This window comes from Paenibacillus sp. VTT E-133280 (assembly GCF_002264385.1).
GTDB lineage: Bacteria > Bacillota > Bacilli > Paenibacillales > Paenibacillaceae > Paenibacillus_AQ > Paenibacillus_AQ nitricinens.
Genome location: NZ_NFUX01000117.1, coordinates 1 through 11,652, shown reverse-complemented (window position 1 = coordinate 11,652; position 11,652 = coordinate 1). Strand labels below are relative to the sequence as shown.

The following is an 11,652-nucleotide window of genomic DNA, read 5'->3' as shown; positions in this document are numbered from 1 at the left end:
GCCTTCTTCGTGAACATGTTCGCCTTCTTCATGAGCATGTTCCGCTTCTTCCTCTTCTGTACCTTCCATGATGTCCAAGCCCTTGCTGGCCTCTACCGTGATTAATGATTTTCCGGATACACTTTCCAGTACTTGATCCACCCAGCCTTCCATTCCAGCGCCGTTATAGATCAGCATATCCGCATCTGAGATTTCAGCCATATCCTGAGCGGTTGGTTCCCAATCATGCGGCTCAATTCCAGCTGGAATGAGTGCTTCTACTTCTGCCAGATCACCTGCCACATTTTTCGCAAACTCGTAAATCGGATAAAAACTGACTTTAATATTTAATTTCGAGGCTTCTGGAAGTGCAGTAACTTCTGCGGCTCCAGAGGCATTCGCGGCTTTCGAAGCAGTAGAATTAACTGCATTATTGTTACCGCAGCCTGCGGCAAAAAGTAAGGTGGATAGAGACAAAATAGCTAGATGATGGTTTCTAAATTTCATTGAGAGATGTAGCTCCTTTTCTGGAAATAGATTTTTGAATGTGACGACGATTTTTAAGCCTGATCAGCTTCTGTACCAAGATTGCAATTAACAAAAAAGATAGCAAGATAAGCGCAATTGTCCCACCCGGCGGTGTATTGATGTAATAAGAGGCACTGAGTCCACTAAACACACCAAGCAGTCCTACGCTAATCGAGATCCATATAGCTGTCGCAAAACCTGACGCGATACGCAAAGCGATCGATGCTGGCAAAACAATAAGTGCTGAAACCAACAAAACCCCAACAACTGGCATCGCAGCCGCTACCGTCATCCCAGTGAGTACCGCAAACGAAAAGGATAACCAGCCTACATGAACTCCACTGATAGTAGCGGTTTCTTCATCAAAGGTCAGATTATACAGAGATCTGCGAAAAACAATAAAATAGAGCAGGCCGATTACAGCTACGAGAGCAATAATCATCAATTGGGTATCGCTGACCGCAACAATGGAACCAAACAGGTAGGAGCTGAAGCTTTTACTCAAATTCTGCTTTAAGCTCATAAGCACAACTGCCAACGCCAGTCCAGAGGTCATAATAATAGCTACCGGAAGCTCGCTGTATGTACGATAGGAACGTCGAAGCTGTTCGATAACAATACCGCCAAGAATCGCAACCATGAAACCACTTAATGCTGGATTAAGCTGCAGGATCGAACCTAGGGCTACTCCTGCAAGTGATACATGAGAGAGGGTATCTGCCATGAGCACCTGACGGCGAAGCATGAGATATACCCCGAGCAGTGGACCGATAATGCCAATTAACCCACCGGCCCAAAATGCACGTTGCATGAATTCGTAACTAAACATTGCCATCCTTCGTCCTCCTTTCGTTCCAAGCTGATCACCGTATCAAGATAGGAACTGGTCTCTTCCAGAGCATGTGTCACCATGATTACCGTTCGACCGTGTTCACTGACATCGTGGCGCATTAGCTTATAGAACCCTATGCGGCTGTCCAGATCCATTCCTGTAGTGGGTTCGTCCAGAACCAATATCTGCGGCTGCTGTGCCAAGGCACGGGCGATACAGATCCTCTGCTTTTGACCGCCTGACAGCTCTCCTATCCTCCGGTCTCGCAAATGCCACATATCCACCTGCCTTAAACTTCGCTCAACGATTTCGTCCTGCTCCGGTGTGAACCGTCTAAATAACCCCAGCCTTGGGTAACAACCTGAGCGAACCAGTTCAATCACCTTGCTTGGGAACCCCGCGTTAAAAGAAGCTACCTGCTGTGGTACGTACCCGATAACTAACTTCCCGTTATCCGACAGCGCTTTATTCAAATGTACCGTTCCACTCCATGGACGGAGCAGGCCGAGCATAAGCTTCAACAGGGTGGTCTTGGCAGCCCCATTAGGTCCTGTTATCCCAATAAACTGTCCGGTATGAATCTCTAGTGAAATGTTATCAAGTACAGGTTCATCCCCATACCCGAACACTACATTTCGCATGGATGATAGGATCATATGCCTCGCCTCCCTTCTGACTGATTATGTCTGCCTTGCTTTTAAATCGTAAGTTTTACGATTAACAAAATTGATAATATCGTAATCATTACGATTTGTAAACCCAAATCCAGAAATTAATCGTAATAGTAACTATTATTTACTTGAGCATATAGCAAAAACCGGAATTCCAGCCTGCTGGATCCCGGTTTTTCATCTCTAACTCCCTATAGTTCTACTCTTCAGCGGCTGCTAGAAGCTCCTCAACAGGCCATGGTAATGGATTGTTAAACTTGGCCCAATCCAGCTTCAGTTCTTCGGCTGTCAGCAGACATCTGTCCAATCTGGCTTCGAGCTGAGCTTGATCCATGTTTACACCGATAAATACAATTTCATTAATTCTATCACCCCACTGCTCGTCCCATTTCGCCCGCAGCTCAGGTTCCTCTTCCAGCACCTCCAGCTGTTGCTCTTTAGGCATTGTAGCCAGCCAGTAACCGGCAGGTCCGAACTGAATCGAAGGTCCTGCCTGACTTAAAGTAGCTGCAAGATCCCCTTTGGCCGCTACCCATACTACTCCTTTTGATCGAACAACCTCTTCCGGCCAGTTGCTAAAGAAAAAACTTAATCTTTGCGGATGGAAAGGTGTTCTCTGACGATAGACAAAAGAGGATATCCCATATTCCTCTGTCTCAGGGGTATGCGACTCCTTATTCAGCTCCGCAACCCAGCCCGAAGACAAGCTTGTTTTGTCAAAATCAAACAATCCAGTATTCAGAATCTCCTTCGGATCGACTACACCGTTAACCGTGCGGATAAGCTTGGCCATTGGCTGCAGTTTACGGAGCACAGCTTCAAGCTTGTTGAGTTCATCTTCTTGCAGCAGATCACACTTATTCAGCAGCAGCACATCACAGGTTTCAATCTGATCAATCAGCAGATCTACAATATCGCGGAAATCTCCCTCACCAGCCGTTTGATTACGATCTATTAGACTATCCCCAGAGGAGAAGTCATGCCAGAAACACCCAGCATCCACTACCGTCACCAGCGTATCCAATTGAGCAAGTGAAGTTAAATCGATATCTAGCTCGGGATTCGCGTAGGTAAAGGTCTGGGCTACGGGTACCGGCTCACTAATGCCAGAGGATTCAATCAGGATGTAATCAAATCGTCCCTCAGCAGTTAGCTTTTGCACTTCAATAATCAAATCATCCCGAAGTGTACAGCAAATACATCCATTAGACATTTCAACCAGCTTCTCTTCGGTTCTGGACAGCGTATTTCCCGACTTCACCAGATTTGCATCCACATTCACTTCACTCATGTCATTTACTATAACGGCCACTTTAAGCCCGTCACGGTTATGCAAAATATGATTCAGCAGCGTTGTCTTCCCAGAGCCTAAGTAGCCACTGAGCACAGTAACCGGGATTTTTTTCATTCAGAACACTCCTATCATTGATTAGCATTTATGTTTGGCATTTATAGCACTTACCGGGTTTCGCGGTGTAATGTAACTCTTTTGAGTCGTGGGCAATATTTCTTCATTTCCATACGTTCTGGGTGATTTCGCTTATTCTTCGTAGTGGTATAGTTGCGATCTCCTGTCTCGGTGCATGCTAAAGTAATGGTTACTCTCATGGGTTCCATCTCCTTTTTAGTTAAATCGTAATAATTACGATTAACACATCGTACACGGTTTATTCACACTCTGTCAACTATCGTCTTGTAAATATTTCAACTCTCTTAACTTTGTGGTCTTTCTGGCGGACAACTCACGTATAGATGGAATTATAAAAATATGATTCTTGTATTTCCAAGAGAATCAGGCAGGAGTGGAGATCATGAAGATACCAGTAATTATTTTGAGCGGGTTTCTGGGGAGCGGGAAGACAACTCTGCTATTGTCCCTGCTGAAAGAGAGCAAGGTAAGAGGTCTGAACCCTGGCGTAGTTATGAATGAGCTGGGAAAGAGAGATGTTGATGGGTATATTCTGCAGGAGCATACGGGTACAACCGTGACTAAGCTACTGGACGGATGTGTATGCTGTAGCCGTAAAGAGGATTTGGCAGACAGCCTGCTGGTACTGTTAAGAGGACGGCCTGATGCTATTTATATCGAGCTTACTGGCGTCGCGAACCCTGAAGAAATTTCCAAAACATTACAAGAATCCGCTCTACAGGAAAGGGTCGAATTACATTTTACGATCACCTTATTGGATGCAGAGAACGCCTTGGAATATAACAGCAGACTCTCTTCTGACAAACAGCTGGTTCGTACCCTTCGCAAGCAGCTGTCCTCCGCTGATCTCATTGTCGTTAATAAGAGCGATCTTGTAGAGCCAGAAACCTTATGGCGAATTGAAAAGGGTGTCCGAAAACAAAATTCAGAGGCTGAAATCGTTTATACCCATTACAGCGAAATCAACCTTTCACCGATATTATCAGGAATCACCCCACGTAAAATCATCGCTCCCGCGCCACAACGTGCACCTCAAACCTTTAAAGGCGCAACACTTAAACAAATGAATTCAGAACAGGGAGCCACAGCAGTAAAAGAACGGCAAGAGGAGTCCCATGCCTCTTTTTCCCAAGTGACCGCCATCACGCTAACCATTCCGCAAGCAGGGACTACAATGCCTTCCAAAGAACGGCTAGAGGCTTTCTTTCAAGAATGGGGTGACAATCTGCTCCGTGCCAAAGGACATATCCTTTTGTCCGAACAGGAACCGGTTCAACTTGTCCAATATGCGGGAATGCGTACAAGCTGGGAGGCGTCACGTTACCCCGGAATGCCTTATGTAGTATTCATCGGGATAAATTTAGATGAGGAACTGCTGGCAGATCGGTGGTCCACCTTATTCGAGCCTTGACTACCCTTTCCCCTTTAAAAATACTGCCGCTGCTTCTACCGATCTCATTCCTGATTATCATTGGTTTTATATGGGTGCCTAATCAACTGGAGCTACTAGATAACGCGTACATTGACACGTTCAAAACCGGCTTTATCGGGATTTTGCTAGAAGCCTTGCCGTTTGTGTTAGCAGGAGCTTTATTATCCTCGCTGCTTCGTGTCTTTATCCCGGATGAAATGATCTCCCGGTGGATTCCGAAGCAGGCGTTTCTGGCTATTTTATTCGCTTGCCTGCTCGGAATTATATTCCCAGTATGCGAATGTGGAATGATCCCGCTTGTCCGCCGACTTATCCATAAGGGTATGCCTGTCTATGTCGCGATTGTGTTCATCTTATCCGGACCCATCCTAAACCCAGTCGTCTATGGAGCAACACTGACTGCCTTTCGCAACCACTCAGAACTGGCCTATGCCCGGATGGGTCTAGCTTTTATAGTCGCCTGTATTATAGGCTTGATTATCTATGCAACGGTGAAAAAGTCCCCTATACGCCTCAGCGTTCAGCGCGAAACCGTTAACACTCATCATAATAATTCTCGCGGAGGAAAGTTAGCCGCCGTCTTCGTGCATACGTCGGATGAGTTTTTTGAGATGGGAAAATACTTAATCATTGGCTGCCTATTGACCGCTGGCATTCAGACGTTTATGGTTCAGGACAGTTTGGCTGCGATCGGAGATAAGCCGCTCGGGTCTTATTTTTTCATGATGGGACTGGCATTTGTGCTTTCGCTCTGTTCCACCTCAGATGCCTTTGTAGCTTCCACCTTTGTACATTCTTTTCCAGCAGGAGCACTGCTCGCTTTTATGGTATTTGGGCCGATGCTAGATTTCAAAAATTCATTGATGTTACTTTCGCTGTTTAAGACCAAATTTGCTCTTTATTTGTTCTTTCTTATCTTTTCGAGCGTATTTATTGGAGCCGTACTCATGTCCTTATGGCTGTGATCATAAAGGTGACAAGCAGATGCTTACCGCATTGTTAGGAGGAAGCGTATGAATGACTCTCGAAGCATCCGATTTCACTATTTGTTAAGGGCGGTCATTCTGCTCGCCTTTGCTCTCTATATTGGGCAACTAGTGCAGCAGGACGCTTTGCATTATTATGTAGCGCCTAAGCTAGCACGCTGGGTTCAGTTATGTCCGATTCCTCTGACACTTATGGCGCTCAGCTTGGCTATTCAAGCCTTATTTGGTAAGGGAAGTGTGCTATGTGACTGCGAGCACCGCCTCCCTCATTCCATATTTAAAAGTACAGCGCTTTATGGATTATTCCTCTTTCCACTGTTGCTTGGATTTGTACTTCCTGATCGTGCCTTGGGAAGTATGGCCGCTAGTAAAAAGGGGATTTCGTTCTCCTCATTACCATCAGAGTCTACCAATGCTGTTAGATTCGAATCGATTGATCCTTATCATGAGGAGCTCACTGAGCTAGCTAAGATTCTATATGCGCAGCCTACTATCCCTGTGTATTCTGATATTTTTTCTGAAACACTAGGTGCTATTGACATGTATAAACAACAATTTGAAGGCAAAGAAATTTCCGTTTCCGGTTTTCTGTATCGCGATGATAGTGAAACGCCAGAGAATGCATTTGCCATTGGCAGATTTCTGGTTCAGTGCTGTACCGCCGATGCTACTCCATTTGGGATGCTGGTTGATTCCGGCAAATTAAAAAGCTTGCCCACCGATACCTGGATAGAGGTTCGGGGCAAGCTTCAAGTTGTGCAATACAAGGGCCAAGAAATGATGCAAATACACGCAGAAGCAATTACACCTATTGCGCAACCAACAACACCCTACATTTACACGAGTGCTGACTCCATAACGGCATGGAAAGCTTTGCAGAATACGGCCAAACCTACTAAATAATTGCGTCCAGCTCATCCTCATCATTCACTCGGTTAGGGTTAAATACTTCAACCATAATACGGGCGGGTATACATATGATTTGTTGCTTTGGCCTAGAAATAAACCCCATTTCTAAAGCGATTCGCAAAGGAGCGTCAGAATATGTCATTTGGATCCCGTAATCAAATACCTTTAAGGTATTGTGGCCAAACTCCGATTGAATATCTATAATTTGCTCTTCTTTAGTCAAAGAAACGGTCTTGTATTCCTTACCATCGACCGTAATTATAGCTTTCAAATCTCCTTGCTGATACTGTTCATTACGGGTGTCCCACCACTTGATTCCGTAGATCAAACCTGCTGCGAATAGAGCTAAAAAAATGATTACAAAATCGCCATGCTTCATCTTTAACAAGGTATGGATCCTTTCATCGACAATATATTCGTAATGATTACGATTACAAATATATTAATCTTACGCCCTTTTGTCAATGACACTCCTCATCCTTAACGAATCCGAGTAGACCAATCTTTTAATACCCTATCAAGCTCCTTTATAGAGATAGGCTTGGAGATGAAATCCTGCATTCCTGCACTCAGACACATATCTTTATCTTCATTTCTGGCAAACGCTGTGGCCGCAATAATAACAGGAGACAGCCCGAGCTTCTCACGTATGATTCCTGTTGCTTCTATCCCATCCATAACTGGCATCTGAATATCCATAAAGACGAGATCATAATCCTTGGACAGCACAGATCGAACTGCTTCCTCGCCATTTGATGCAATGTCAGGGAAGTATCCCCTCTTTTTCATATAAGCCAGCATCAGTTGCTGATTCACAGGATGATCTTCAGCGATGAGAATAGACATCGGTCCATATTCTCCAGTATCAGATGCTTTGGCGTTAGGTTTATTGCTTTTGTCTGCATCCACTGAAGGGTGGAGCATTACCTTCTGATTCCATTCCTCTTTGGGCAAAGAGACCTCCACGGTGAAAAAGAACTCTGAGCCATGTTTCTCACAACTCCTTACACCAATCGCTCCTCCAAGCAGCTCCACCAGCTTTTTACTAATGGCCAGTCCCAGTCCTGTTCCGCCATATTTACGATTAATGGAAGGATGCAATTGCGAGAACGATTGAAACAATAACCCTTGACTGGCAACTGGAATTCCCAAACCCGTATCTTTAACCATGAACTTAACGATAATATTTCCTGACTTTTGAGAAGCCTCCAGACTGGCAGAAATACTAATTTCACCTGTCTCCGTAAATTTCACCGCATTTCCCACTAAGTTCACGAGAATTTGGCGCAATCTCGCCTCATCCGTCACAACGACAAATGGAAGATCAGGTGCAATATTGATAGTCAGTAACAACCCTTTCTCTTTGACCTTCGGATAGAATAGCTCACTAACGTTCTGAATCACTTCACGTAAATCCACCATTTGCAGTTCAAGTGTCATCATACCTGCTTCAATTTTGCTGAAATCCAGCACTTCATTCAAAATATGAAGCAATGCTTCTCCACTACTGTTAATGATTTGTGTGTAGTAGCTTTGCTCTTCATCCAGCTCTGTACCTGAGAGCAAGTCTGCCATTCCTATAATACCGTTCATAGGTGTACGCAGCTCATGGCTCATGATCGCTAGAAACTCCGACTTCGCCCGATCCGCTTCCTCTGCAGACTCCTTCGCTCGCACAATCTCCTTCTCTTCTGTGATATCCCGGAAAACCACAACAGCTCCGATCCGCTCTTCTCCATCAAAAAGAGGAGTCATGTGATATCTGACTAAAAAGCTGGAACCATCTTGCCTCCAAAACACGCCCTCTTTCTCATCAAAAGAGCGATTATTGAAGTGCGAGGGAATCAGCGTCTTCTGGATGCCCAAGAATGGCTCATTATCCAGCCAAGTCTGATGAATCGTATGGAATTTGCTGTTCAACCATTCCGTTGGATCGTATCCTAGCATAGTAATCGCCGCTGGGTTGATGAACATCGTATCCCCTTCAAGATTCATACCAAATATGCCTTCAGATACTGAATTCAGTATTAGAGCATGCTCGTTACTTAACTTCTCTATTTCTTCAAAATGCCGCGCCCGTTCCGCAATGTCCCGGGTTACACACACCAGCTCTTGTCCTCCAAATGTCTCCGAGTAGATGTAGCGAAGTGTTGTCTCCGTCCAAATATATGTTCCATCTTTGCAAAGAAACCGAAAGGTCACAGGCTCGAGCTTCTTGCCTTCCATACAATTGCTAAGATAGGTTACTACCTTCTCCTTGTCCTCAGGATGTATGTAATCTATTCCTCTGGTTTCGTACATTTCTTCCGGTGTATAACCGAACATTGTCTGGCAAATCGGTGATGCATACAGATAGGTGAGGTGTCCGTCTGCTGTATTTCGTGAAATAAAATCCATTGAATTTTCCGACAGAAGTCGGTAATTCTGCTCACTATCACGCATCTGTTCCTCCATTCGATGACGTTCAGTCACATCCTGGGCAATCCCGCTGATCTGTAGCACTCTTCCTTCTTCATCCTTAAGCACTTCCCAGTGTACATCCAAAAACTTCAAAATCCCATCCGCACTTTTAATCCGAACCATAGCTTCGCCATTCGTCACATTTGCAAAGGATTGACGCACTAGCTTTTCAAGTCTTGTAAAATCAGCTGGATCAATACAGGAAAGAACATGCCTGTAATCAAAATAGGAATGAATACTCTCATCTAACGAAAAGCCGAAAATGTTACGCATTTCTCTAGAAACCGTCAACCGCGCTTTTGTCGCATCCCATTCCCAAGATCCCATTTTCGCAAGATATTGGGCTTTCGCCAGCATATCCTCATATTTCTTACGCTGTGTAATATCGCGGCCGATGGTTAATATCTGCTTGATTTGCCCCTGCTCATCACGTACCACCTGTGAACTGCTCTCGATCCACAAATAATGTCCGTCCTTATGCCGGGCTCTACGTGTATACACATCCGTATCCGAATAGAGTTTTCCGTGTTTTGTCATCTCTAAGGCATCATCTACGTGATAATAATCAGGTCTTTTCGTGCCTATCATTTCATCTGCAGGATATCCCAACAACAGCTCCACTGAAGGAGACACGTATTGCAACGTACCGTCAGGTTCGCCAAAAGAAATCATATCCGGTGTATTTTTTGTGATCAAATTATATAAATGTTGATCTTCCTGAATCTTATCTTCGGCAAGTCTTCGGTCTGTGATATCCGTTAGTTCTGAAATCATGACAAGAGGTTCACTAGAATTCTCCTGAAGAATCAGAAATATATGTTGTGCTACCCAGATCATCTCGCCATCCTTACACAGGAACCGTCTTTCTAATTCCATCGCGGACCCAGGATCTGCTAAGAGATTGTTCAGGATAACGTAATGATCATCATCGATTTTATCGTCTGGATAAATAAGATCTAAATAATGCATATTCAAAAGCTCTTCTTCAGAATAACCGAGCATATGGCAAAGCGCCGGATTGGATTGAATCAAGGTTCCTTCCTTGGGAGAGACTACTGCAACCCCTATAGAAGACCGTAAGTATAGTTGCTTAAAAAGAAATTCAGACACCTGAGTAGCCTCCTCTTTTGAGATGGGGACAAACTTTATTACAATCTCGTAATCTATTCCAGTATACCTTTTTTTCGGTAATTAAGCTTGATAGCTGAGTCCTAAATGATAGGTTGGTATAAATCAAAGAGATTGCGTGTTATCCTCACAGACAAAAAATAAACAGCAAGTCCCCAACACTCGGGGAGCTTGCTGTTAGTACATAGCACAACTTAAAATAACTATTCTCTTATTAAATTCTCTTGTTGAAGCTTCTTAATTTTCTTACGGATAGGTGCACCGGCTCTTAAAAAAACAAGTCCCAAAAGGATTAAAAGCCCGCCTAGAACAACGTTTATTAAACTAATGCTGCTGGATGAATTGAAATAATTCGTTACCCCAATGAGAATGTTGGCTAAACCAACAATGAACTCTAACCACATAACAGAATTCCATAGCGTGTTAATTCGCTTAAAGTGTTTTATTTTGGATTCCAGATCCGTGTAAATATCAAACGAACCTTCGGATGACTTCTTCCTAAGATAAATCCAGCGAACATAGCTGCTAACACTCTCTACTCCATTTTCTTCTAAAAACTTGAGGTATGCTACGCTTTCCGGATGAGTAGGCACATTATCTAAAAGTTCAATTCTATACGTATACTCATTCTTAGGCGAGTCAGTAAACACATATTTACACCAGGAGTAGCTTGAAAGGGCAAACCCTTTGGCAGACATTTCATTAAGCCACTGTTCTTCCTTCTCAAAATCCCAAAACAGCTTGCGAACCACATGCTTCATTTCGACTCACCTCCAGCTATTCTCTTCCCATTAGCAATCAGCTCTTCCAACCGGATAAGCTCCCCCTGAATCACTGTCTTCCCTAATTCAGTAATTTCGTATTCCTTTCTTCGGGAGCCTTCTTCCCCTTCTATAGCTCTTATCCAGTTTTTCTCAAGCAAGGTGTTAATAGCTCCATATAAAGTGCCCGCTCCAAGATCCACTCGACCATGACTTAAATCCTTCACATTCTGCATAATTGCGTATCCGTGCATTGCGGTATATAAAGACAATAAAATGTAAAATACAGCTTCTGTTAAGGCTCCTCTTTCTGAGCTTTCAGGCATGATTCCATCTCCATTCTATTACGGTAACCGATATAATTGTCAATACAAAATACCTATAATATCTTCTCTATATTATGCTCCGAAGCATAGCTACAGTAAGAATTGGACCACCATCACTTTCTTCAGAAATAAAAAATAGGCTTATACAACTGCCCAAGAGCAATTGTATAAGCCTATTTGATGATGCGGTCGAGAGGACTCGAACCTCCAC

At 43.9% G+C, this 11,652-nt stretch carries 12 protein-coding genes; 3 read left to right on the top strand and 9 right to left on the bottom strand.

Going from position 1 to position 11,652, the window contains the following annotated elements; translation table 11 throughout:
* From CA600_RS29475 to rpmG, 5 genes are all read right to left on the bottom strand, one after another.
* A partial coding sequence (locus tag CA600_RS29475; protein WP_179281777.1) for a metal ABC transporter solute-binding protein, Zn/Mn family occupies nt 1-486 on the bottom strand: 486 nt, incomplete at its 3' end.
* Nucleotides 476-1,342 (bottom strand): metal ABC transporter permease, encoded by an 867-nt coding sequence (locus CA600_RS29470; RefSeq protein WP_094874655.1) that lies wholly within the window; start codon nt 1,340-1,342, stop codon nt 476-478. The genes CA600_RS29475 and CA600_RS29470, both read right to left, overlap by 11 nt.
* Entirely contained in the window at nt 1,288-1,995 is a 708-nt protein-coding gene (locus tag CA600_RS29465) for a metal ABC transporter ATP-binding protein (protein ID WP_094874654.1), read from the bottom strand. The genes CA600_RS29470 and CA600_RS29465 overlap by 55 nt, the downstream gene beginning before the upstream one ends.
* A gap of 214 nt (nt 1,996-2,209) precedes the next feature.
* Entirely contained in the window at nt 2,210-3,418 is a 1,209-nt protein-coding gene (locus CA600_RS29460; protein ID WP_094874653.1) for a GTP-binding protein, read from the bottom strand.
* A gap of 50 nt (nt 3,419-3,468) precedes the next feature.
* Nucleotides 3,469-3,618 (bottom strand): 50S ribosomal protein L33, encoded by a 150-nt coding sequence (gene rpmG, locus CA600_RS29455; RefSeq protein ID WP_094874652.1) that lies wholly within the window; start codon nt 3,616-3,618, stop codon nt 3,469-3,471.
* 203 nt (nt 3,619-3,821) lie between these two features.
* Here rpmG and CA600_RS29450 point away from each other — a divergent pair, with 203 nt between their 5' ends.
* From CA600_RS29450 to CA600_RS29440, 3 genes are all read left to right on the top strand, one after another.
* Complete coding sequence (locus CA600_RS29450) at nt 3,822-4,850, top strand: CobW family GTP-binding protein (protein WP_094874651.1); 1,029 nt, start codon at nt 3,822-3,824, stop codon at nt 4,848-4,850.
* A 74-nt stretch (nt 4,851-4,924) separates the two neighbouring features.
* On the top strand, nt 4,925-5,836 hold the full coding sequence (locus tag CA600_RS29445) for a permease (RefSeq protein WP_306440430.1): 912 nt from the start codon (nt 4,925-4,927) through the stop codon (nt 5,834-5,836).
* 48 nt (nt 5,837-5,884) lie between these two features.
* A complete protein-coding gene (locus CA600_RS29440; RefSeq protein WP_094874649.1) occupies nt 5,885-6,760 on the top strand; it encodes a TIGR03943 family putative permease subunit in 876 nt (291 codons plus the stop codon).
* Here CA600_RS29440 and CA600_RS29435 read toward each other — a convergent pair.
* The 4 genes from CA600_RS29435 to CA600_RS29420 form a co-directional block, all read right to left on the bottom strand.
* Complete coding sequence (locus tag CA600_RS29435; RefSeq protein ID WP_256990063.1) at nt 6,753-7,145, bottom strand: NusG domain II-containing protein; 393 nt, start codon at nt 7,143-7,145, stop codon at nt 6,753-6,755. The genes CA600_RS29440 and CA600_RS29435 overlap by 8 nt on opposite strands.
* A gap of 101 nt (nt 7,146-7,246) precedes the next feature.
* On the bottom strand, nt 7,247-10,336 hold the full coding sequence (locus CA600_RS29430) for a PAS domain S-box protein (RefSeq protein WP_256990062.1): 3,090 nt from the start codon (nt 10,334-10,336) through the stop codon (nt 7,247-7,249).
* Nucleotides 10,337-10,557: 221 nt separating this feature from the next.
* Nucleotides 10,558-11,115: a DUF2812 domain-containing protein gene (locus CA600_RS29425; protein ID WP_094874646.1), complete on the bottom strand. Its 558-nt coding sequence runs from the start codon at nt 11,113-11,115 to the stop codon at nt 10,558-10,560.
* Nucleotides 11,112-11,441 (bottom strand): PadR family transcriptional regulator, encoded by a 330-nt coding sequence (locus CA600_RS29420; RefSeq protein WP_094874645.1) that lies wholly within the window; start codon nt 11,439-11,441, stop codon nt 11,112-11,114. Before CA600_RS29420 ends, CA600_RS29425 begins: the two co-directional genes overlap by 4 nt.
* Nucleotides 11,442-11,652 lie beyond the last annotated feature (211 nt).